General features: G+C 52.2%; 20 protein-coding genes. 19 read left to right on the top strand and 1 reads right to left on the bottom strand.

The features are described from left to right. Positions 1-34 precede the first annotated feature (34 nt). From ACEPST_RS13525 to ACEPST_RS13475, 11 genes are all read left to right on the top strand, one after another. Positions 35-475, top strand: coding sequence for an Asp23/Gls24 family envelope stress response protein (locus ACEPST_RS13525; RefSeq protein ID WP_125582857.1), 441 nt, complete (start codon positions 35-37; stop codon positions 473-475). Then, on the top strand, positions 475-903 hold the full coding sequence (gene nusB / locus ACEPST_RS13520) for a transcription antitermination factor NusB (protein ID WP_203645215.1): 429 nt from the start codon (positions 475-477) through the stop codon (positions 901-903). The genes ACEPST_RS13525 and nusB overlap by 1 nt, the downstream gene beginning before the upstream one ends. A 317-nt stretch (positions 904-1220) precedes the next feature. Then, positions 1221-2087, top strand: a complete 867-nt coding sequence (locus ACEPST_RS13515; RefSeq protein ID WP_204120826.1) for a bifunctional 5,10-methylenetetrahydrofolate dehydrogenase/5,10-methenyltetrahydrofolate cyclohydrolase — start codon at positions 1221-1223, stop codon at positions 2085-2087. After that, on the top strand, positions 2074-3426 hold the full coding sequence (gene xseA / locus ACEPST_RS13510; RefSeq protein WP_204120825.1) for an exodeoxyribonuclease VII large subunit: 1353 nt from the start codon (positions 2074-2076) through the stop codon (positions 3424-3426). Before ACEPST_RS13515 ends, xseA begins: the two co-directional genes overlap by 14 nt. Beyond that, complete coding sequence (locus ACEPST_RS13505; protein ID WP_125582865.1) at positions 3419-3667, top strand: exodeoxyribonuclease VII small subunit; 249 nt, start codon at positions 3419-3421, stop codon at positions 3665-3667. The genes xseA and ACEPST_RS13505 overlap by 8 nt, the downstream gene beginning before the upstream one ends. Beyond that, positions 3657-4562 (top strand): polyprenyl synthetase family protein, encoded by a 906-nt coding sequence (locus ACEPST_RS13500; protein WP_204120824.1) that lies wholly within the window; start codon positions 3657-3659, stop codon positions 4560-4562. Before ACEPST_RS13505 ends, ACEPST_RS13500 begins: the two co-directional genes overlap by 11 nt. Then, positions 4559-5374 carry a TlyA family RNA methyltransferase gene (locus ACEPST_RS13495; protein ID WP_204120823.1) on the top strand — a complete coding sequence of 272 codons (816 nt, stop codon included), beginning with the start codon at positions 4559-4561 and terminating at the stop codon, positions 5372-5374. The genes ACEPST_RS13500 and ACEPST_RS13495 overlap by 4 nt, the downstream gene beginning before the upstream one ends. Before the next feature lie 92 nt (positions 5375-5466). Next, positions 5467-5922, top strand: a complete 456-nt coding sequence (locus ACEPST_RS13490; RefSeq protein ID WP_125765952.1) for an arginine repressor — start codon at positions 5467-5469, stop codon at positions 5920-5922. Between the two features lie 74 nt (positions 5923-5996). Then, positions 5997-7709: a DNA repair protein RecN gene (gene recN, locus ACEPST_RS13485; protein ID WP_204120822.1), complete on the top strand. Its 1713-nt coding sequence runs from the start codon at positions 5997-5999 to the stop codon at positions 7707-7709. Positions 7710-7977: 268 nt separating this feature from the next. Then, on the top strand, positions 7978-10221 hold the full coding sequence (locus tag ACEPST_RS13480) for a SpaA isopeptide-forming pilin-related protein (RefSeq protein WP_204120821.1): 2244 nt from the start codon (positions 7978-7980) through the stop codon (positions 10219-10221). Between the two features lie 201 nt (positions 10222-10422). Further along, entirely contained in the window at positions 10423-12519 is a 2097-nt protein-coding gene (locus ACEPST_RS13475; RefSeq protein ID WP_204120820.1) for an MSCRAMM family protein, read from the top strand. A gap of 55 nt (positions 12520-12574) precedes the next feature. Here the strand turns inward: ACEPST_RS13475 and ACEPST_RS13470 are convergent, their stop codons facing one another. Further along, positions 12575-12901: a hypothetical protein gene (locus ACEPST_RS13470; protein WP_204120819.1), complete on the bottom strand. Its 327-nt coding sequence runs from the start codon at positions 12899-12901 to the stop codon at positions 12575-12577. 409 nt (positions 12902-13310) lie between these two features. On the opposite strand from ACEPST_RS13470, the gene gmk reads away from it, so the two are divergent. From gmk to pknB, 8 genes are all read left to right on the top strand, one after another. Beyond that, the gene (gene gmk / locus ACEPST_RS13465; RefSeq protein WP_125765947.1) at positions 13311-13925 is read left to right on the top strand and encodes a guanylate kinase; all 615 of its coding nucleotides are present in this window, start codon (positions 13311-13313) and stop codon (positions 13923-13925) included. Between the two features lie 2 nt (positions 13926-13927). Further along, positions 13928-14143: a DNA-directed RNA polymerase subunit omega gene (gene rpoZ / locus ACEPST_RS13460; protein WP_061776946.1), complete on the top strand. Its 216-nt coding sequence runs from the start codon at positions 13928-13930 to the stop codon at positions 14141-14143. A gap of 490 nt (positions 14144-14633) precedes the next feature. Further along, a complete protein-coding gene (gene coaBC / locus ACEPST_RS13455) occupies positions 14634-15845 on the top strand; it encodes a bifunctional phosphopantothenoylcysteine decarboxylase/phosphopantothenate--cysteine ligase CoaBC (RefSeq protein ID WP_204120818.1) in 1212 nt (403 codons plus the stop codon). 19 nt (positions 15846-15864) lie between these two features. Beyond that, positions 15865-18282, top strand: a complete 2418-nt coding sequence (gene priA, locus ACEPST_RS13450; RefSeq protein WP_204120817.1) for a primosomal protein N' — start codon at positions 15865-15867, stop codon at positions 18280-18282. A 581-nt stretch (positions 18283-18863) separates the two neighbouring features. Then, entirely contained in the window at positions 18864-19808 is a 945-nt protein-coding gene (fmt, locus tag ACEPST_RS13445) for a methionyl-tRNA formyltransferase (protein WP_204120816.1), read from the top strand. Then, positions 19808-21151, top strand: coding sequence for a 16S rRNA (cytosine(967)-C(5))-methyltransferase RsmB (gene rsmB / locus ACEPST_RS13440; protein WP_203645176.1), 1344 nt, complete (start codon positions 19808-19810; stop codon positions 21149-21151). Before fmt ends, rsmB begins: the two co-directional genes overlap by 1 nt. A 12-nt stretch (positions 21152-21163) precedes the next feature. Further along, positions 21164-21910, top strand: coding sequence for a Stp1/IreP family PP2C-type Ser/Thr phosphatase (locus ACEPST_RS13435; protein WP_203645174.1), 747 nt, complete (start codon positions 21164-21166; stop codon positions 21908-21910). Continuing rightward, positions 21910-23940: a Stk1 family PASTA domain-containing Ser/Thr kinase gene (gene pknB, locus ACEPST_RS13430; protein ID WP_204120815.1), complete on the top strand. Its 2031-nt coding sequence runs from the start codon at positions 21910-21912 to the stop codon at positions 23938-23940. Before ACEPST_RS13435 ends, pknB begins: the two co-directional genes overlap by 1 nt. Positions 23941-24610 lie beyond the last annotated feature (670 nt).

The raw sequence follows: 24610 nt of genomic DNA, 5'->3' as shown, positions 1-24610 counted from the left end.
CACACACGTTTAATCAGTAAGGGAGGGTCAACGAATGGCGGAAGATACTAATATCATTTTAGAATCAAAGGAACCCGCTTTGGGTAAGATCGAAGTGGCACCGCAAGTCCTCGAAATTATCGTCGGCATTGCGGCTAGTCAAACCGAAGGCGTCGCACGGATGCGGGGTTCTTTAGCAAATAGCGTCACCGAACTGTTGGGTCGTAAAGAACAACATGGGAAGGGCGTTAAGCTGGTCTTTGATGGCGACGAATTAGCGGTTGACGTTTACGTTTACTTGGATTACGGGGTAGCGGTGCCTAAGGTTGCCTTGGCCATTCAAGATAACGTGAAGCAACAATTGTTGTTCATGACGGACCTCGACTTGCGTGAAGTTAACGTTCACGTGGAAGGCGTCATTCCCGAAAAGACGGCGCAACAGGTCGACCCTGATAACCTGTTTAACCAGAGCGATGAAGGAGATAGTGACCAATAGTGACACTTACACGACATCAAATTCGGGAACGCGCGTTTCAAATGCTTTTTGCCTTGAACGCCAATCCCGATGCCGATCATGATGCGTTGTACCAACGTGTCTTGACGGATGACCCGGACCAAACCGTTCCCGTGCCTGACTACCTCCAGAAGCTCGTTACTGGCGTCTTAGCAAACCAAGCTGATTTGGATGCGAAGATCGACCAGTACCTGAGCACTGGCTGGCAGCTCAAGCGGATTGCCAAAACTGATTTGGTAATCATGCGGATCGCCTTTTATGAAATTGACTACGTGGAAGAAGTGCCTGACCGAGTGGCTGTCAACGAAGCCTTGGAATTAGCCAAGAACTTCAGCGACGACCGTTCTCGGCGATTCATCAACGGTGTGCTTGCACATACGTTAGATGAACCGTTGGATTCACAATCTTAGTCACAAATCGACTGACTGCTAACTTTTAGCGGTCGGTCTTTTTTGTTGCGCTGAATGGGATCAGTGCGTCGCGGTGAAACGGCAGTGGGTGACAAACACCTGTCGCGAACGAACACCCTCGCCGTGCACGACGCGTGGTCACGGCGCACGGGGGTGTCGGGTGAAAATTTGGTAGCGTGCGGGACTAATTAAGTCTTCAGCAATCAATTTGTTTAACAGATTGTGACCGGGTCATTTTGCGCCGCGATGCAGTCCCGTTTTCAGGCCAACTATGCTAAAATGGTAGTTAACTTGAAATTTACGGGAGGAATAACTTCATGACGACCATTATCGACGGCAAACAACTGGCGAAAGACCTCAACGCGCACACCAAGGACCGGGTGGTAACGCTCGCCCAACGCGGTGTCGTTCCAGGCCTTGCAGTGATTATTGTGGGTGAAGACCCCGCCAGCGCCATTTACGTGCGCAACAAGCACAAGAAGGCCGGCCAACTCGGCATTAATTCCGTGGTTCGGCAGCTTCCCGCAACCATTTCACAAACAGAACTTTTACAAGTTGTTGAGGACTACAATGCAGACCCAGCAATCCATGGGATCTTGGTGCAATCGCCGTTACCAGAGGGCCTGGACGAACAAGCCGTGGTCGCTCAGATTGATCCGGCAAAGGACGTGGACGGGTTCCATCCCTTAAACGTCGGTCGCTTATTTGCCAACTTACCGGGACACCATCCCGTTTCCTGCACGCCCCGGGGCATCATGACCATGCTGGCGTCACTTCCCGTTCATCTGCGGGGCAAACACGCGGTCGTCGTTGGCCGCAGTATGATTGTGGGTCGCCCAATGGCTTCCATGCTGTTGAACGCCGATATGACGGTCAGCATCGCCCATGTGTACACCAAAGACCTCAGTGAATTGACCCGAACGGCCGACGTGCTGGTCGTGGCGACTGGGGTAACACATTTGATCAAGGAAACCGACGTGAAGCCGGGCGCCATCGTCATTGACGTGGGGATGGACCGGGATGAAAACGGTAAATTGACCGGAGACGTGGATTTTGACGGTGTCGTTAAGCGGGCCGGTGCCATTACGCCCGTTCCGGGGGGCGTTGGTCCCATGACGATTGCCACACTAATGCAACAGACAGTTGACCTTTGCGAGTGGAGTGAGGAACTTGGCACAAACTGATTATTTAACGGTCACGGCGCTGACCCAGTATTTAAAACGAAAATTTGACGTCGATCCCTACCTAGGCAAGGTATATCTGACGGGTGAAATCTCTAACTTTCGGCTCCGGCCGCACGCCCACCAGTATTTTAGCTTGAAGGATGATCACGCCAAAATTAGCGCCATTATGTTTAAATCAGCCTTTGAAAAGCTGAAATTCACCCCGGAAACCGGGATGAAGGTCCTGGTGACGGGCCGTATTTCTCTGTACGAGCCCACGGGGAACTATCAAATCTACGTGGAACGTATGGAGCCGGATGGCGTTGGCCAGCTGTATCAGGCCTATGAACAGCTGAAGCAAAAACTGGCTGATGAGGGCCTATTTACCGCGCCCAAGCGGCCATTACCGCGCTTTCCCAAACGAATTGCGGTCGTGACCAGTCCCAGTGGGGCCGTGATTCGGGATATTATTACCACGACCCGGCGGCGCTTTCCCATTGCACAGATTGTGCTTTTCCCGGCAGTTGTGCAGGGGGATGCAGCCGCGGCCGACATCGTGCGGCAGATTCAACGGGCCAACGCCAATGGTTCATTTGATACCCTGATTATTGGTCGGGGTGGTGGGTCGATTGAAGACCTGTGGCCGTTTAACGAAGAAATCGTGGCGCGGGCCATTGCGGCCAGTCAATTGCCGATTATTTCTTCGGTCGGGCACGAAACGGATACCACGATTGCTGATTTGGTGGCCGATGTACGGGCCGCAACGCCTACGGCTGCCGCCGAATTGGCCGTTCCCGTGCTGAGTGATGAATTGCTCAAGCTGAGCCAACAACGGACGCGGTTACTGAATGCCATGAGTAACCGGATTAACTTCCAACAAGAACGTTTGAATAAACTAATGACCGCCTACGTGTTCCGGCAGCCCCAACGGTTGTACGAGACCTACGTGGAGCGCTTAGACCGGGCGCAACAGGCGCTGACGCGTAACATGCAAACGCAGGTCCGGCAACGGCAACAGCGCTTTGCATTGGCCCAACAAGGCCTACTTGGGCAGTCACCGCTGGAACGGGTTCATCGCGACCAGCTCCTGGTGAGCCAAACGTCGGCTCGGTTGAACACGGAAGCCAAGCGATATTTAACCAATCAACAGAAACAAGTGGCCCAATTAATCAATGGACTGGATTATTTAAGCCCACTTAAGATTATGGGACGGGGCTATAGTTACGTGACCCAAAACGATCACGTGGTTCGTAGCGTGAATGATTTAAAAGTCGCCCCAGCAACGATCCATCTGAGTGATGGCACGGCTGAAGCCGATATTAAGACGATTACACCAACATCGGAGGACAAACATGAGTGATGAAAAGCAACCAACATTTGAAGAGAATTTAACGACCTTAGAAACCATCGTTTCCCAACTGGAACAGGGAGACATTCCGTTGGAACAAGCCCTGGACCAGTTTCAAAAGGGTGTCGCGCTGAGCAAGAGTCTGCAATCGACCCTCCAGGACGCTGAAAAGACGTTGACGACCATGATGAATGATTCTGATCAGGAAGTCGCCTTTGAAACGCCACAAGGGGGCAACGGTGATGCCGATTGATGACCAGCTCCAGCAGTTTGAAACGACCTGGGTACCGCGCTTAAATGCGCCGTTAAAGGCAGCTATTGCCACGGATAGTGGGGATGCTCGGTTGGCTGAAGCCATGAGTTATTCCGTTTTAGCCGGGGGCAAACGCTTACGGCCATTATTAACGGTGGCGACCTTGCAGACGCTGGGGCGGTCCTTTGACGACCAGCGTGATTGGCGGCCAGTCATGGCGTTGGAACTACTCCACACCTATTCCCTGATTCATGATGATCTGCCAGCAATGGATAATGATGCCTTGCGGCGGGGAGAACCCACCAATCACATGAAGTTTGGCGCTGGCATGGCGACGTTGGCCGGTGATGGCCTGCTGACGTTGGCCTTTCAGTGGCTGACGGCGACGGCCTTGCCGGCAACAACGCAGGTGGCACTGACCCAGGCTCTCGCCGTTGCGGCTGGGCCACAGGGCATGGTCGCTGGGCAGGCCAAGGATGTGCAGAATGAACACGTGGACCTGCCGATGGCTAAGCTACGCGTCTTACACCGGGAAAAAACCGGGGCGCTCCTGCACTATGCCGTTCAAGCCGGACTGATTCTGAGTGAGACACCAGAAGCACAGTGGGCACCGTATCTGGAATTTGCCGACGCCTTTGGACTGGCCTTTCAGATTTACGATGATATCTTAGACGTGGTCAGCACGCCCGCAGAATTGGGGAAGGCCACGCAAAAGGATGCCGGGGAGGCCAAGAATACCTATCCGGGTAAACTGGGCCTGGCGGGCGCTAACCAGGCGCTGATTGCGACGATTCAGAGCGGTCAGGCGGCCTTAGCCAAGGCGCCAGCTAGTGTAGATACAACGCTTCTCGCGGCGTTCTTTAGTTACTTTGATACGAAACGGGTGAATGCATGAAAAAGAAACGAGTTGCCGACTTATTAGTTGAACAGGGACTTTATACATCTTTAGATGACGCCAAACGTGCCGTCATGGCCGGAGAAATCTTAGGAAAAAATGAGGAACGGTTGGATAAGCCGGGATCCATGATTCCAGCAGACACCGAACTGCATTTGAAGGGCCATCCCTTACCCTACGTGTCACGGGGCGGTTTCAAGTTAGCCAAGGCTTTAACGAGTTTTGATATCGACGTGACCGACCGCATCGTCTTGGATATCGGCTCCTCGACGGGTGGATTCACGGATGTCATGCTTCAGAACGGGGCGCAGTTAAGCTATGCGCTGGACGTTGGGAGTAATCAGCTGGTTTGGAAGCTCCGGCAAGACCCACGCGTAATCGTGATGGAGCACACCAACTTCCGCTACAGTAAGTTAAGTGACTTCACCAAAGGTCAACCCACCTTTGCCTCCATCGACGTCTCCTTCATCTCCTTGAAGATGATTTTGCCGCCGCTGAAGGGGATTCTGGCGACAGATGGCGACGTGGTTGCCCTGATCAAACCGCAATTTGAAGCGGATCGCGACGATGTCGGCAGTCATGGGATTGTGCGTGACCGCGCCGTCCATACCCGCGTGGTGCAAATGATTATTGATTTTGCAGTTGCCACGGGTTACAGTGTGTTGGGCTTAGATTTTTCACCGATTCGGGGTGGCGAAGGGAATATTGAATTCCTGGTTCACTTACAGTCAGTTGATAAAAATGCAGTCTGTGCAAGTAATGTATCGGTTGAACAAACGATCGATGCCGCTTATAAGAGCCTACAACAATAGATTATGAGAAATTTATGAGAATTTACTTTCCAAATACTTAGGTCTGGTATATGATAAGATTATGCATTTTTATCACATAAGGGGGGCTAGGTATGAAGAAGCAGGAACGCCAGCAATTACTCAAACGATTACTGACATCACGAGAAATTGAACGGCAAGAGGATTTCGTTCGGCTATTAGATGAGGACGGGATTCACGTGACGCAAGCGACCATTTCACGGGATATCAAGGAGATGCAGCTGGTTAAGCTGCCAGCTGAGTCTGGTGGCTACCGCTACAGTCTACCCGTCCAAAAGAAAATTGATACGCAGAAAAAGTTACAGCGGACGTTACAAAACGCCTACATATCTTTTGCGGTTCAGGACCAATTCACCATTTTGAAGGTTCTGCCAGGCAACGGTCCAGTAGTTGCGTCATTACTGGATCAAATGCGTTATGACTTTATTTTTGGGACGGTGGGCGATGATAGTTCCGTCTTGACCGTTTGTGTTTCCCATCAGGGTGCCTTACAATTAGAAAAGACGATTGACCGCATGATTGCGGATTAGAAACGACCGGACCACGACTGACGACCAGCAAGAGCTGATGCACAGCGGTGGTCTTTTATTTAGGGGGTCACAACGTGTTACAAGAGCTGTCAATTAAAAACTTTGCCATTATCGATCGACTGGACGTCGCCTTTAAGAATGGGATGACCGTGCTGACCGGGGAAACCGGGGCCGGGAAATCAATCATTATTGACGCAGTCGGTCTACTGGCTGGGGGTCGTGGATCGGCCAATTTTGTGCGTACGGGAACGGATAAGGCCATCATTCAAGGGAGCTTTATCTTTCCCACGGGTGGGACGACCTATCAAGTCCTAGATGAATTGGGCATCGACCATGATGATGGAAGCGTGATTCTCCAGCGTGAGATCCATCAAAATGGTCGCAACACCTGTCGGGTCAATGGCATGCTGGTGAATACCAACACGTTGAAGCGCATTGGCGAAACCGCCGTTGATATTCACGGGCAAAACGAACACCAGGAACTCATGCAACCAGAAAAACACCTGGGGATGCTCGATGAGTTTGCTGGCGGTACGGTCGCAAAATTGCGACAGCGCTACCAGGCCGTGTATCAGCAATATACCCAATTACAGGCAACCTTAGAAAATAAACGGGCCAACGAAAAAGAGTGGGCCCAGCACTTAGATATGCTGAAATTTCAGGTCAACGAAATTGAATCGGCCCAGCTCCAACCAGGTGAGGAAGAAAGTTTGGTGGCTGAACGGGAACGACTGGATAATTTCCAGAAGATCAACGATGCCTTACAGTTGGTGCAGATAACCTTGACGGGTGAAGACACCGCTCCCGGGGCTAATGATCAAATCAGTGGCGCCATGCAAGCCATGCAGGGTATCGCTGATTTTGATCCGGCCTTTAAGCAGATTGCTAGTAGTCTGGAAACGGCCTACTACGCCTTAAGCGATGCGGTCGGGGATGTCTCTTCTCAATTGGATTTGTTGGAGTGGGATGAAGGCCGGCTCGACGAGATTGAACGGCGGTTAGACGTCATCAATCAGTTGAAGCGTAAGTACGGCGATTCCGAAGCCCAGGTCTTGAAATATTTTGATAAGATTGCGGCGGAACTCAAGCAAATGCAGGCCACCGATGAAACGGCCGATGACCTCGAGTCACAGGTTGCGACTCAACGGACGACGCTGCTGAAGCTGGGAGAACAACTCAGCAAGGCGCGTAAACAGTCCGCTGACAAGCTGGAAACAGCCATTCACGGTGAACTCGCCGATTTATATATGGATAAGACGGTCTTTGCCGTGCACTTTACGCGGTCCAAGACCCAACCGATTCTCAGCACCGGACTGGATCACGTGGAGTTTTATTTGCGGACCAATCCTGGCGAAGCCATGCGGCCATTGGCCAAAATTGCTTCTGGTGGGGAACTCTCGCGGATCATGTTGGCATTGAAGACGATTTTCTCCGAGTCACAGGGAATCACCTCGATTATCTTCGACGAAGTGGATACCGGGGTCAGCGGCCGGGTAGCGCAAGCCATTGCCGAGAAAATCAGTGGCATTGCCCAGGCCTCTCAAGTCCTATGTATCACGCATTTGCCGCAAGTGGCGGCCATGGCGGATCACCATTACTTTATTGCTAAGGAAATCAAGGGCAACCGGACCGAAACGCAACTGACCCGGTTGAGTGAACACGACCGAATCAGCGAAATTGCCCGGATGTCTGCCGGAACCCAGGTTACGAAGCTGGCGATGGAGCATGCCAATGAGTTATTAGGCTTGGCTGATGAAGTGAAGGCGAAACGGTCAAAGAAGGCGTAGGCCTTGAGTTATGTAGGTCCAATTGACGGCTGTTGACCTGCGCACAGTTGCTAAAGATAGTTGTACGTCGACTAATTAGAAATTTTAAGCAGTCGTCTCAGATTAATTATTTAAAAATTGCGTCAGCTCTCCGTGTTAGTTAAACGGGTGAGTTGGCGCCTTTTATTTGGCTGTTAGTTTCAGGTGTATATGAGTCTGCCCTTAATCTATTGCCGACTTTGCGGTATACTGAAGTCAATGAAGTAACAAATTGAACGAGGTGTGGAACATGGGTAAGCGTATTGGATTAATTGGGTTAAGCTTGATGGTCACGCTACTGATTTTACTAGGATTTCAGAGTGGTGCTCAGGCCAGTAGCATTGATAACAATGTTCAGGGATTGCGTGTGCCCAGCAAAGTGGAAGAAGAAACTGGGGATAACACGTACACACCGGTGACCGATCCGACTGCACCGCTCAAGTCGGGGCAAAATTATCGGCTGTCGTACACGTGGAAGGTCGCCGACAACACGGCCATTAGTGATGGCGATACGGCGACAGTCACGTTACCGGATTCTGCCAGTCATGGTTACGTTAAATTTGACGTGACGACCGGGGATCAAACGGCGACCAAGGTCGGGGATTTTCTACTTCCCGCTGACAAGGGGCATACGGCAACGATTACGTTTAACAACGCCTTAGCCAATGCCAACACCTATCACCAAGGAACGCTGACCTTTAACGTCACCGGGACTAGTGGCGCTGCAATTGGTGGCGGCGATGATTATGTCGTGGCGAAGAATGGTTGGGTTCAAGATAGTGATTATAATGATGCCGGTATCCCCACGCAAGCCGTTTGGCAAATCGTGTTTAACCCAACAGCCAAAAACATGGGGACCGTCACGCTGACGGATACGTTGGGGGCTTACCAGACTTATGTGGCCGGTTCCGTGTCAGCGACGGATGAAACGACCGGTGACAAGGTCACCCCGACCGTTGTGAGTGACGGCTCGAAGCTGACCATGACCTTTACGAATGTGACCGGGAAAATCTCACTGTCCTACTATGCCAAGGTGGACACGACGGCCTTTACCGGGCAAACGAGTGGTTACCTCAGCAACAACGTTGACCTGGAAGCGGCCGATGGCGAAACCGGTAGTGCCGGCACCGGTTCGGGTTCTGGGTTGAATCCAGATAATCCGTCGGTGACGGCCGATTCCCACAAGAACGTGCAATGGGGCGGGAGTGCCACGATTGGCGGCGACTACATTGGCAGTGTCACGCTGACCAAGACGGCCGCTGATCAAGACACGGTCCTCGGTGGCGCCGAATATACCCTGCAAAAATTGAATCCAACGACGGGGATGTACGAAGACCTACAAACGAAGATGACCACCGATTCCCATGGAGTGATCAACGACTACGGTTTAGCCGCCGGCACGTATCAATTTGTGGAAACACAGGCCCCAAGTGGTTATCAGCTAAATACCACGCCGGTCCCATTTGTGATTAGCGCGACAAATAAGGATGCCCATCAGACGGTTACCCAGGCGGATAGCCAGGGAGCGGTCAAATTAACCAAGTTCGATAAAAGTTCGCAGGACAAGTTAGCCGGTGCGATTTATGCGTTGGCGTACGGCAGTGGTTGGCAGGATCACGAGACTGGCGCACCGGTCTCCGCCGATGCGTACACCACCGGCGATGACGGGACGTTGACCGTGACGGGCCTGGCCCCAGGAAACTATGAATTTATCGAAGAGCAGGCACCAACTGGTTATCTGACGGATGCCACGCCAATGCTATTTACCATTAGCGGCACGGAGCAGCAAGATAACGTGGTAAATGTTAAGCAGGACGATGTCTTTGCCACGGAGTCTAGCAGTAGTCCAAGTTCAAGTACTAGTGTTAGTTCGAACACCTCTAGCGTCAGTTCAAGTACCTCCAGTCAGGATTCGTCGGTGACGAGTGAGACGGAGAGCACTAGTAGCGCAAGCTCTTCCGTGTCGGGCGGTTCTAGCCAGAACAGTGAGACGACTGTTTCCAGTGCGACGGACTCCAGCCAAGGATCGGCCACGTCGGCTACGTCTAGTACGAGTAGTTCCGGATTAAGTGATTCAAGCACGGGGAGCTCGAGTTCCAGCAGTGTCTCGTCGAATACTTACACGATACCAAGTTCGAGCTCGTCTCAGTCACAACCGAGTTCAGAGCCGTCTAGTGACAAGAGTACCAGCTCTGAATCGACGTCTGTTTCCAGTTCTTCCAGTAATTTGAGTAGTGGTGGGAGTGCCGATCGGGTCACCTCGTCGAGCATCTCCAGCCCAAGCTCGTCGATTAGTCGGGGGACAACTGTCGTGACGACATCGAGTCAATCCTCTTCAACCCCAACAACTGGCTCCAGTGCACCAGCAACGGCGGAGCCTAAAAACCATATTCTGCCACAGACCAATGAAGGTAAAGGCGTCTTGGTTTTGATGGTTGGGCTAGTCCTGTTAGGCGTTGGTACGAGTGCTTTACAGTGGCGGCGAACGCACTAAACGAAAAATAGAGTGAATTTTAGAATCCAGCGGTGGTAGCAGTAACCGCTGGATTTTTGTGCGCAAAGGCAACTAACTGTGTGGGCGTCATTTGTCACAGCAACTTATTTACACACTTCATATATTTAATACGAGTTTATTCGTTAAATTGCGTTATACTTGACTTAAAACAAGTAATCAAAGGTATGGGGTGTGTTTCTAATGTGGAAAAAGATTGGACTCTGGGGTTTAGGGTTGTTAGTTGTTTGCTTAACGCTATTTGGCTGGAATGGAACGAAAGTGGCGAAAGCTGATGATATTACAAATCATTTTCATAACCTGACAAGTCCATCAGCAATTTATCTGGATCTTAATGACGGAACTTTGGGACAGAAAATTACAACTAATGATCCAATGAATTATGAGTTTAAATCAGGGGATAATTATAATATTGTTTATGATTATACTGTAGACGATGGGACGACTATTCATGATGGAGATACGGTCAGCGTGCCATTACCAAAGAATATTCCAGCTGCGATAGATAGTTTTCCCATGTTTAAAGATCCAACAGCTGCTGTTTTGGATAAAATTGGTACCTTTAGCCGCGAAGCGGGAGAAGAGAATGGAACGATGCTTTTTTCAAACGCACTCGAAGGTGTAAATACTTTTACAGCCGGAAAATTAGTCGTCGGTGTAACGGGTACTTCCGTTTCAAGTGGATCAGGAGATGGTGGTGAAACATCTGTAATTGCTAAAGGTGGTGGAGTTGGCGAAACAGTTGATCATGATGGCGTGGCCTATCCCAAGACTGCGAATTGGAATGGTTATTTTAATTCGCAAAATAAAGAAATGGGTAAAGTAACACTAACCGATCATCTGGGTAAGTATTTAACGTTTGATCCTACAACGTTTTCGGCAAGCATAGCTGCAACTGATACAGAACCTGAGGTCAAGCTACAGGAAGGCAAAGACTACACGGTTTCGTATAGTGGCTCAGAAGTTAAGATTGTTTTTCAGGATATAACTAAAAAAATCAATTACTCTTATGTTACGGATGTTGATACCTCTCAAATACTTGCGGATAAATTATCTGGTGGTTATTTGAGTAACTATATCGAGTTGGCTGCTGAAGACGGCGAATCAGGTGATGCCAGTACAGTTCCTGGAGCGGGTAGTAATCCTGATGATGGTTCTGTATTAGGTAATGCACATAAAGATGCCCATTGGGGAGCTGCTGGAACTGGATATTTGAATGGCAGTAAATTCTTAGGCCAGGTGCTCTTTACTAAAACGGATGAGACAAATAAATCGAAGGTGTTAGCCGGAGCGGTTTATACGCTACAACGGCAAAATGCGGATGGTTTAACGTGGACGGATGAGGTAACACATTATACGACCAATGATAATGGTCAAATTTCCATTCCAAGCATTCAAGTAGGAAATTATCGATTTAAAGAAACGAAAGCACCGGATGGCTATCAGTTGAATACAGGGGATACGGCATACTCGTACTTTACGATTAAGATTGATGATGGTACGACATTTGTTCATGAGGTCTCGCAGTCGGATGTTCCATACACAGTGACACTGACGAAGACTGCGAAGACAACAAAAAAGGTGTTAGCCGGAGCTGTTTATAAACTCTATAAAGCAGATGACCTAGTCAATCCGGTCAATAACCTCACCTACAAAACGGATGCGAATGGCCAACTGACCATCAGTCCCATCGCCAAGGGCAGCTACGATTTCATTGAGCAAACACCACCTGCTGGTTATAAGCTGGATCAAACACCGATTCCGTTTACAATTAGTGATAATAAAGAATCGACATCGCCCAATGACGGGCCGAATGCAGTGGTCTCACAGGCAGATGAGAGTAGCATCCCTACACCAGGCACAGACACCGGGAGTGGTGGCTCGAGTTCCAGTAACTCCTCGAACTCCAGCAATTCATCAAGTTCGAGCTCAAGCTCAAGCAGTTCATCATCGTCCAGCTCCAGCACGTCAACGAGCTCATCGACCCGGACGTCGACATCGACTTCAACGTCTAGCTCTAATTCTGTAGACTCCAGCAGTCGGCACGGAGATAGAGTGGGTTCTACACCCGTTCCACGGGGGTCGTCATCTAATAATCATGGCGGTGGCGCCGGTACCATCACGGGCAACCAGGCTTCGTCTGCCAAGCACCATGGTCAAGCCAATGGTCTCCTGCCTAGGACCAATGAAGCCAAGTCAATCTTCGCAGCCCTAGGTGGCTTACTGTTGATTGGCGGTAGTCTCAGTGTTTGGCAGTATCGCCGGACGCGGAAAAGCTAAAAAATTGTAAAAAAAAACGGCCATGATAGGCGATAAACTATCATGACCGTTTGGCTTATTTAACGCGTTGGACCGAACGTAAGAGTTCTGGGGTCACGATGGTGGTAAGCTGGGTGTTCTGCTTTAAAATGAGGTGACCAGCCAAGTCCTTCTTTAACTGACCGATCACAGTGGCTGGCGCCGTTTCAGGTGCTGCTTTAAATTGCAGGCGGACTAAGTAATGGCGGTCCAAAGCCTGCTGTAGGAATAAAGTTAGTTGAAAGGCGGGCATTTGGGCGTAAACGGCTTGACCATTAATGACGGGTAAGGGACTGAACAGGGTCTGTGATAGGGTGGTTACCCGATCAGACAGGGTAACGCGTTTTGCGATTGAATTTTGCATGCTGATCACCTCGAACGTTTGTTTGTATTTTTATTATACGAACACTTGTTTGGAATTGCAAGCCTTTTTGTTCGTAACTTTTTTCGTCAAGGTGGTTAACCAGGTTGAAGCGCCGAACTGTCTTGGTTTAACGACAAGATTTATTTTTATCCTCGATGACGGATTTTCCAGTATAGCACACGCTGTTCGTTTTCAGTTAAACTTAGCTCACCACGACAGAATCTAGTTTTTTTTCAGAAATAGCCCGGATATGCAGTATTTGTTGCTGAATAGTGGTAATATAGTATCCTATAGATTGTATAGTTCAAGCCAATCAATTCTGGCGATAAGCGGTTGGCTTCCCACTGATTCATTGACTAGGGGAGCCAACCCATAATTAAATTTTTTATGATGAAGGGATTTTTAAACGATGGCTAAACGTGGAATGCTCATTGTGCTCTCGGGTCCTTCCGGAGTTGGTAAGGGAACGGTTCGTAAGGCGCTATTTGAAACGGGAGCGACCGATTTTTCGTACTCCATTTCAATGACCACCCGGAAACCGCGGGAAGGCGAAGTGAATGGGGTTGACTATTACTTCGTCTCGAAGGAAGAATTTGAGGAAAACATCCGTAACGGTGAGATGCTGGAGTACGCCAAGTATGTTGACAACTACTACGGTACCCCGTTAAAATATGTTAATGAGACCCTTGATGAGGGTAAGGACGTCTTCTTGGAAATCGAAGTCAACGGGGCCATGCAGGTTCGCGCCAATTGTCCCGACGCTGTCTTCGTTTTCCTGACGCCACCTGATTTGATGGAATTAAAGCACCGCCTGATTGGTCGGGGCACTGACGCCATGGACGTCATTAACAAACGAATCAAGAAGGCCGTGGGTGAAATTCGGATGATGCGCAACTATGATTACGCCGTGGTGAACGACGAAGTCAGCCAAGCCGTCGACCGGATTCAAATGATCATCCGCAGTGAACGTTTACGGGTAACCCGGGTTATGCCGGATTACGAACAAATGATTGGAGACGAATAAAAATGTTACTCTATCCCTCAGTTGATGATTTATTAGCACAAGTTGATTCACGTTATTCTTTGATTATGCTGGCTAGCAAGCGGGCCCACGAGTTGGACGCCGGCGCTAAGCCACTCTTGACCGATTACAAGTCGCCCAAGACGATTGGTCGCGCACTGGAAGAAATCGCTGCCGGTGCCCTAATGATTGATCCGGACGAAAAGGATCTGGACGCCTAACTTTGGCGGTTCAGGAAAGACCAGGTTGCCGTTGGGTAATCTGGCCTTTTTTATCAGTTTAGAGAAATTGTGAGCAGGTATGCTCGGTTAGCTAAAATTAAATTGTTCACTTCAGTGGAAGTTAGCGCGTCGTCATATTCTATATGATGTTGTAAACGGAACCGGATGATCAAGGGTTAAATCCAGTGTCAAACACAGCGGTCTGGTAAAATGGATAGTTGATGTCAGTGACCAGAGGTGGGCCAAGGTGACCAGCTGTGTCGGTGGCCTTAACTGAGTGATTTTCTCAGTTTAGACCACGGGACGTCCTTTGAGACCGCTTTTTGGCTCAAAGACGAGGTGGAAGCCCGTTTCTCAGGCTGAAACCGGCCCCACAGCAGGGCACCTTGAGCCCACCGTCGGGAACGGTAACCAGCGACTAGTTTCAATTTTGCCATCCCTGTGGCACTGACGGTGGTTCAACCCAGATGATATAATTGGAGGGAAAGCAATGCTAGAAGACAAACACATTACGTTAACGGTCGGTGGCAGTGTGGCCGCCTACAAGGCCGCACTACTAGCCCGTGACCTACAACGGGCCGGCGCCACGGTTCGCGTTGTTCTGACAGCGGGGGCCGCCAAGTTTGTCACGGCGGCGACCTTTGCGGCCCTGACCAAGGCGCCCGTGCTTACGGACGAGTCCTGGTGGCAGGCCAACGGGCAGATTGCCCACGTTGAGCTGGCCGACTGGACCGACCTGGCGATTGCCGCGCCGGCGTCCGCCAACCTCATGGCCCAATTTGCCAACGGTCAGGCCGACGATGCTGCCAGTGCAACCTGGCTGGCGACCGCCGCTCCCAAGGTCGTTGTGCCGGCCATGAACACCCACATGTGGCAGGCACCCGCCACGCAGCGGAATCGCCAGCAACTAATTGCTGATGGGGTGCACGTCCTGGCCCCAGCCACAGGGAAACTGGCGGAGGGCTATTCCGGTCAGGGCCGTTTTCCCGAGCCTGCCGATATCGTTGCTCAGGTGGAGCAGCTGGGTGTGTTTACGCCCCAGACGCTGGCCGGTCGACGGGTGCTCGTGACCGCTGGTGGAACCCGCGAACGGTTAGACCCTGTTCGTTTCCTGACCAACGACTCCTCTGGCAAAATGGGCTATGCGGTCGCTACCGCCGCTCGTGAAGCCGGGGCCGAGGTCACGTTGATCACCGCACCCACGAAGCTGGCGGCACCGGCCGGGGTGACGGTCGTGCCCATCCAAAGTACGACCGACCTGTCACAAGCCGTGTTGGCGCGTTTTCCCCAGGCCGACGCCCTTGTGATGGCGGCCGCGGTCGCTGATTTTCAACCGGAAGTGACGGCTGATCAAAAAATTAAAAAGACGACTGACAATGATGAATTTATTTTAAAACTTAAAAAGACACCCGATATTTTGAAACAAGTTGCGGCCATTAAACAGCCACATCAGGTCACGGTCGGTTTTGCTGCGGAGACGCAGAATTTACTGGCTAACGGTCAAAAGAAACTGGCCAGCAAGTCCTTAGACCTGTTGGCCGCCAACGACGTCTCCCGTAGCGATATTGGGTTTAATGGGGATGACAATCAGGTCACCTTCATTCTGCCAGATGGCGTGACGGATCAGACGCCCAAGACCAGTAAAACGGTGATTGCCCGGGCCTTAGTCGACCGGGTCGCCCAATTATTAGTAAACAAGTAAGCAAGCGAGGTGACAGACCATGGCCCAGATTGGCCAAATTATTGTTGACGTGCCAACGATGCAGACGAACGAACCTTATTCTTACGCAATTCCCGCCGACCTGGAAAATCAGGTTCAGGTCGGGATGCGGGTCACGGTACCCTTTGGTCGCGGTCACCGAGTCGTTTCCGGCGTGGTGGTCGGCCTTAGTGATGTAACGAATTTTGACGGGCAACTGAAACCGATTCAATCCGTCCTGGATCTGGCGCCCATTTTAACGACTGAGCTGCAACAGTTAGCCGCATGGCTGGCCGACACGACCTATGCCTTTCGCATCACGTGTATTCAGACCATGTTACCCAGTCTGTTAAAGGCGCAGACCGAACGGCAGATCCAACCAACGATGCCGCTGACGGATCAGGAAATGGCGACCTACTTTCCGGATGGGGCACCGCGGGCGTTTGATACCAGCAAATTAGCCGACACAACACTAGCGGGGCTTCTGCGGCTACAGCGTGCGGGGAAGGTCGAGGTGACGTATCAGGTCACCAGTAAGGCCGCGGCCAAGACCACGACCGGCATCAAACCGGCGCTTCCCGTTGCCAAGCTCCAGGAGATTCAAGCGGAGGTGGTCAAACGGGCGCCAAAGCAGGCGGAGTTGTTAGCCTATTTACAAACGATGGACCCGGATAAATTAGTGGCCCAAAGCCAAGTCAGTCACGCCACGGGGGTCAGCACCGCTGTCATGACGACCGCCGCCGATAAAGGCTGGCTGACGAAACAACCGTTGGAAGTTTATCGTGATCCGTTTCACCAACCCGTTACCCCCACGAAACCGCTAAAGCTAAACGCTGAGCAGCAGGTGGCCGTGACCGCCATTACCAAGGCGGTCGATGAGCAGCGAACCGAAAACTTTCTGGTCGAAGGGGTGACCGGGAGTGGCAAGACCGAAGTTTATTTACAAAGCATTGCCGTTGCCCTCCAGCAACATCGCACGGCCCTGATGATGGTCCCCGAAATTGCGTTGACCCCCCAGATGGTCAACCGGGTGAAGGCCCGGTTCGGCCAGCGCGTGGCGGTCTTGCACAGTGGCTTGTCCAAGGGCGAGCAGTATGACGAGTGGCGGCGCATCGATCAGGGTGAAGCTACCGTGGTCGTCGGCGCCCGTTCCGCCATCTTTGCCCCGGTGAGAAACCTTGGCATCATTATCATGGACGAGGAACATGAAAGTAGTTATAAACAGGATGAAAATCCCCGGTACCACGCCCGTGATGTGGCGTTATGGCGGGGGAAGTACAATCATTGCCCCGTTGTCCTGGGGAGCGCTACGCCGTCCTTAGAGACGCGCGCCCGCGCTGCCAAGGGGTTGTACACCCGGTTACTTTTGGCTAAACGGGTCAATGACCATCCACTGCCAACGGTCCACATCGTTGACATGCGTGAAGAAGTGAAGCAGCGCGCGGACGGGGACTTCTCCCAGCCGCTGTTAACGGCGATTCAGGAACGCCTCGACCGCCACGAACAGATGGTTCTGATGTTGAATCGGCGGGGATACTCGTCGTTTGTGATGTGCCGGGACTGTGGGTTCGTGCTGAAATGTCCCAACTGTGATATTTCGCTCACACTCCACATGGATACCCACACCATGAAATGCCATTACTGTGGGCACGAGGAAGCCATTCCCCACATCTGCCCCAACTGCCATAGCCGCAAGATTCGCTACTATGGGACCGGGACACAGAAGGTGGAAACGGCCTTGCAAAAGGAATTTCCAACGGCGCGCATCTTACGGATGGACGTGGACTCCACGCGGCGCAAGGGTGCCCATGAAAAAATTCTGCGGCAGTTTGGCGAGCACCAGGCAGACATCTTGCTGGGAACCCAAATGATTGCCAAGGGACTCGACTTCCCCAACGTCACGTTGGTCGGGGTCTTAAACGCGGACACCGCGTTGGGCTTACCGGATTTCCGGGCCAGCGAGCGGACCTTCCAGCTACTGACACAGGTCAGTGGTCGGGCCGGCCGGGCGGAAAAGCCTGGCGAGGTCTTTATCCAGACGTTCAACCCAGACCACTATGCCATTGAATTGGCGCAACAACAGGATTATGAACGCTTCTTCGTCACGGAAATGCATATGCGGCACCAGGGAAATTACCCGCCGTATTACTTTGCCGTGCAACTGACCGCCAGTCACGAGGACGAGGCCACGGCCGCCAAAGCCATGTACCAAATCGTCGGCACCCTGCAAAAGGGCTTGAGCAAGGACGCCATTGTTCTGGGTCCCACGCCCAAGGCGATTGCGCGGGTCAAGCGGAAGTATTATTATCAAGTTGTGATTAAATATAAACGGGAGCCGCAATTGCGGCCGTTGCTGGAGAAGATTCGGCAGGCGGCGCAGATTCCGGCCCGCCACGGCTTAACCATCACCATCGATTCAGAACCAATGAACTTTATGTAGGATTTAACTTGTGTGCTTGACAGCGCCTCCGGGCTGGTGAAAATGGGCTGTGACGCTGTGGGCGCACGTCTGGAGCCGAAAGGCGGTCTCCAGACTTACTTTGAGCCTCTGAGAAGCGAGTCTCAAAGATAGCAGTTGCCTAAGCGGGAAACCCGCTAAGGCAACTCCCACGGCTGAGCCCATTTTCACCAGCCCTGCGGCTGACACGGCGTTAACCTACAATCGTGTCAGTTGATCCTAAACGGTGGGGATGCCGCGTGATTCGTTCGTGGTCTTGGTGGATGAGTGAATTATTTCTTGTTCGATCAATCTAGCTTGCTAATTGGTATTAGTATCAGATTAACAGTGATTGGCTTATTCAAAGAAAAATGCGTGGGCCAGTCTGAGTGACCAGAGGCGGATTAAGGCGAGGTGGAAGCCCGTTCCGCAGGCTGGAACCGGGCCCCACAGCAGGGCACCTTGAATCCGCCGCCGGGAACGGTAGCCACTCACCATTTAGTCACCCAATGAGGCAAATTAAACACAAGTATAACCAGTTAAAAATCAAACCAAATGTTAAAACAGAAAGTATGGTGCATTGCATGACTTCAGTAATCTTCATGGGCACGCCGGCGTTTTCGGCGCCTATCCTCAGTAGTTTAATCAAGAACGGCTATGACGTCTTAGCCGTTGTGACCCAACCGGACCGTAAAGTTGGGCGGAAGCACGTCTTAACGGCATCTCCCGTTAAGCAGGTGGCCGTTGAAAATGGAATCGAAGTGCTCCAACCACAAAAGATTTCCGGTAGTGACGAAATGGCGCGGGCCATTGAATTAGCGCCAGACTTAATTGTCACGGCGGCCTTTGGCCAATTTTTGCCAACCAAGCTGCTTAAGGCAGCCAAGGTGGCAGCGGTCAACGTTCACGCGTCCTTACTGCCTAAGTACCGTGGTGGCGCGCCCGTTCACTACGCCATCATGAATGGTGACAAGGAGACCGGGGTTTCCATCATGTTCATGGAAAAGAAAATGGATGCCGGGGCGGTGTTGGCCCAAAAAGCCATGCCCATCACGGATCAGGACGATGTCGGGTCCATGTTTGACAAGTTAAGCCTGCTTGGCCGCGACTTATTGCTGGAGACCTTACCGAAGCTGTTGGCCGGTGACATCACACCGGTTCCTCAGGACGAATCCCAGGTCACGTTCTCACCAACCATCAAGTCCGATGAAGAACGCATTGATTTAAACCTGAGTGCCCATCTGATTGACTGCAAGGTCCGGGCATTACGGCCAGCCCCTATCGCCCATATTTACTTAAACGGCGTGCGGACAAAGCTGTGGCAGGTAACCGTGCTGGACGAGACGACCGACTTACAACCGGGCGCCTTAGTCAGCCATGACAAGCACCACCTGGCGATTGCCACGGGAGAACACGGGGTCTTAGGCCTTGACGAGATTCAACCGGCCGGGAAGCCCAAGCTAAGCATCACGGACTTCTTGAACGGGACGAGCGACGCACTGACAATAGGCGAACAGGTGGCTGAATAATGACAAAAAATAATACACCGCGGGCTTTAGCGGTTGAAGCATTGACACGGGTATCCAATGGGGCTTACTCAAATTTACAATTGGAACAAACCTTAGAAAATAACAACTTGAGTGACGTCGACCGGCGTTTTGTGACCAACCTGGTTTACGGGACGATCCAACACCAATTAACGTTGGAATACTACCTGGAAGGCTTCATCAAGCCCAACCAGAAGGTCTTACCTTGGGTCAAAATGACCTTACTGGTGGCGTTATACCAAGAATTATATTTGGACCGGGTTCCTAAGCGGGCCATCTTTAACGAAGCCATTCAATTGGCTAAGGACCGGGGCCACGAAGGCATTCGGCGCTTTGTGACCGGGGTCTTGCACGCCATTGACCGGCAAGGCTTACCCGATTTGAGCAAAATTGAAGACCCAACGAAACGGTTGAGCCTGGAATACTCCGTGCCAGAATGGCTGGTTACGGCGATTCAAAAGCAAGTTGGCGACGACAAGGCCGTCAGCATTTTAGAAACGATCAACCAACCGGCCGCCCAGTCCGTGCGGGTCAACACCGCCGTGGCCACGACCGAAGAAGTTGAACAATCCTTAAAGGACCAGGGGTACACGGTCACACCTAGTGTGGTTGCCGCCGATGCCTTCCGTTTGGACGATAAGGCAGCTAACCAAAGCAATGTCTTTGAAACTGGCGAGCTGACGATCCAAGATGAGAGTGCGATGTTACCCGTCGAGGCCTTACAGGTCCGTCCTGGGGACCAGGTGCTCGACGCCTGTGCCGCACCTGGGGGCAAGACGACTCAGATTGCTGCCTTGCTGGACGCCCATTCCGGTGGGAAAGTCACGGCCTTGGATCTGCATCCCAAGAAGGTTGACCTGATCGACAGAAATGCCGAACGGATGCACGTGGCCGACCGGGTCGATGCCGTGGCCTTAGACGCCCGCAACATTGACGACCGGTTCCCCCACAAGGAATTTGACCGTATCTTAGTCGATGCACCTTGTTCCGGACTGGGCCTGATTCGGCGGAAACCAGAAATTCGTTACGAGAAGACGCCGCAAGACATTCAACAGCTGCAAAAGGTTCAGCTGGGGATTTTGGACGTTGTCAGTCAAAAATTAAAGCCAAATGGGATCTTGGTTTACAGTACCTGCACCATTTTGGACACGGAAAACGCAGATGTCGCAGCGAAGTTCTTGGCTGCCCATCCCGACTTCGAGTCCATGCGGGTAACCACTAAATTAAACGTCAAGGGCGACCGGGACACGGATACGTTGAACATCTACCCAGATGATTTCGACTCTGACGGGTTCTTCGTCAGTGCCTTCCGGAAAAAGAAGTAGAGGTGACCAGCCATGGAAGTGGCATACCGCACGTCAATTGGAAAACAACGCAATGATAATGAAGACTACGTGGATGTGTTCACGAACCAGGCAGGGAAACACCTCGCCATCATCGCCGACGGCATCGGTGGCCATCAGGGTGGCGACGTTGCCAGTGCCATGGCCGTTTCCCACCTGGGCCACGAGTTTGAACAGACCAAGTTAACCACGCCGGATGCGGCTCGTCAGTGGATTGCCACGGAGATTACCGCGGAGAACCAGTCAATTATTGACAAGTCCAACCAATTCGCCGATTTGAATGGGATGGGGACGACACTTGTCGCTGCTCTGTATTTCACAGAAGAGGTCGTCATCGCCAACATTGGTGATTCGCGAGCCTACCTGATGCGAGACGACGAGTTGCGGCAGCTGACCGAGGACCATTCGCTGGTCAACGAGTTGGTCAAACGCGGTGAAATCAGCCGTCAGGCCGCCCGTCACCATCCCCAGAAGAACGTGATCATTCGCTCATTAGGGATTTCGGACGACGCGCGCTTTGATCTCAACACGTATCCGTTAGTGTTGGGCGACCAGCTGTTGCTGTGTACCGACGGGCTGACCAACATGGTGGACGACCACCAGATTCAGGCCGTCCTGACCAGTGACCAGACGCCCAAGGAAAAATGTGATCAGCTGATCGACATGGCCAATGCCGCTGGCGGGCTGGACAACATCACCGTCTTGTTACTGACCAACTTCTCACGGGAGGTGGCTGGCTAATGCGGACGGGGTATACGCTGAGCGGCCGGTACCGCATCGTCCGGGCTTTGGGCGAGGGTGGTATGGCCAACGTTTATTTGGCTCACGATCTGATTTTAGACCGGGACGTCTCCGTGAAGCTGTTACGGCTGGATCTGCGGGACGATCCCAGCACGATTCGCCGGTTTCAGCGCGAGGCGTTAGCAGCGACCGAGCTGGTCAATCCGAACATCGTTCAGGTCTATGACGTGGGCGAGGAGAATGGGATGCAGTACCTGGTCATGGAGTACGTCGAGGGGACCGACCTCAAGGCTTACATCAAGGACCATTTTCCCATTGCCTATCAAGAAGTGATTCAGATCATGGAACAGATTCTGAGTGCGGTCCAAACGGCCCACGAGCACAACATTATTCACCGGGATCTGAAGCCACAAAATATTTTGATCGATCAAAACAGGGTCGCCAAAATTACCGACTTTGGGATTGCCGTGGCGTTGTCGGAACACAGTCTGACGCAGACCAACACGGTCCTGGGTTCGGTGCACTATTTGTCACCGGAACAGGCCCGTGGGGGGATGGCGACCAAGAAATCCGACATCTATTCACTCGGCATCATTTTGTATGAACTGTTAACGGGCACGGTGCCCTTCGAGGGTGAAACCGCCGTTTCAATTGCCTTGAAGCATTTCCAATCGGAGATTCCGTCCGTCCGAGAGATCGACCCGCGGATTCCGCAAGCCTTGGAAAACGTGGTCCTCAAGGCAACATCCAAGCGCCCGGAAGACCGGTACGTAGATGCCGCGAGCATGGCAGCCGATTTAAAGACCTCGCTGTCCCCCAAGCGGGCGGGTGAGCGCAAATTTACGCCCGTTCAGGACGATGATGGGGAGACCAAGGTCTTGCCCCTCAGCGCATTGAGCTCGGCCGCGCCCGTTGCGGCCGAAGCGGCCACAAAGGCGGATTCCAAGCCAGCGGCTAAGGCCGATGACGAAGAGACGCCGCAAAAGACTGACAAGAAGGGTCGCAAGAAGACCCGGCATCCGCGTCGGCGTAAATTTCTGCTGGCCGGCCTCGTTGTGCTTTTACTGGTTGCCGGCATTCTGATTGGCATGGCGCTCTTCCGGCCACAGATGACCAGTGTGCCCGATGTGACTGGGCGGACCGAAACCGTGGCCAAATCGCGGATGCAGGACGCCTATCTGAGCGTTGGCAAGGTCCACAAGACGGCTAGTTCCAAGGTCAAAGTGAACCGAGTCGTGCGAACGGAGCCCCGGTCCGGGACCCAGCTCAAACGCGAGACGGTTGTAGATTTGTGGATCAGTACGGGTCCTAAGCGCTACAAGCTAGCCGATTATCAGGGTGATTCGTACGCCAGCACCGCCGCTAAGTTGGAGGCCCTGGGCTTTACCGTTCATCGGGAGTCCGTGCATTCAACCAGCGTGCCAGCCGGCAAGATCATGCAACAGAGTGTGAACGCTGGCGAACGGGTCGTGCCGTCACGGACGGACATAACCTTTACGGTGTCGACTGGATCGGCAACCGTGACGCTCGCGGACCTGACGGATAAAACCAAGGCCCAAGCCCAGAGTTACGCGACCAATCACAACCTGAACCTGGCGTTTGACTACGCCTACTCCAGCGACGTTACCAAGGGCCGCGTCATCAAGCAGTCCCCTGGTGAGGGCGCTGTCGTGCAGGAGGGTGACGAGGTCACCTTGACCCTGTCACGGGGCGCGGAGAGCGAGAGTAGCTCCAGCGTCGATCAGTTCAGCGTGAACGTTAAGATTCCATTTGATAATAGTGACAGCGAGAGTGAAAGCGACGACAGCGATGAGAGCAGCAGTAGCAGTAGCTCGTCGGCCTCGAACCTGGTTCAGATCTACCTGAAGGATCAGGACCACTCGCTGAGCACCATCTACAAGCAGATGACAATCACGGCGGATACCAGCGTAACGCTGCCATTCACCGTGGCATCCGGCAAGGCGGGGGCGTATAAGGTGGTCAGAGACGGCCACGTCATCGCTTCCGACAGCCACGTCACCAAGAACTAACACACGTTGTTTCGCCTTACCGGGTGGCCAAAATGGGCCGGAACGCTGTGGGCGGGCGCCTAGAGCCAAAGAACGGTCTCTAGGCTTACTTTGAGCCGAAAGTCACGTCTCGAAGATACCAATTCTCTAAGTAGACGAGCTACTAAGAGAATTCCCACGGCTGAGCCCATTTTGGCCACCCTCATGGCTAACACGGTGTTAGTGCTTGGGACGGTCTGTAGAGGTTAAGTTTAATTAATAATTAGAACTCGGTGCTTACCTTAGTTGGTGGGGCCGAGTTTTTTTTATGCCACGTAAAAATGTAAGGGTCGTTAGGTACTAGTTTGACGATGGGTCAGTCAATAGTCGGTAAGCCACTGCCAGCACCAAGCTAGTGAAAAATATGAGGTCCATGTCAGTGACCAGAGGCGGGTCAAGGTGAACAGCTGTGTCGGTGGTCTTGACTGAGCGGGCTTCTCAGTCTAGAGCACGGGACGACCTTTGAGACCGTTTTGAGGGCTCAAAGGCGAGGTGGCAGACCGTTACTCAGGCTGGCACCGTTCCCCACAGCAGGACCGCTTGAGCCTACCGGCGGGAACGGTCGTCATTCACCACATATTTTTAGCCTTGCTGACAATTGAACTAACACAATCTGCAGGAAAACTAGTGCCGAACTGCAAATTAGTGTAAA

The organism is Levilactobacillus sp. FUA 3915, assembly GCF_044053135.1.
Lineage (GTDB): Bacteria > Bacillota > Bacilli > Lactobacillales > Lactobacillaceae > Levilactobacillus > Levilactobacillus lanxiensis.
Note: the sequence above shows the minus strand (reverse complement) of the source record. Positions and strands in the feature narration are given on the sequence as shown.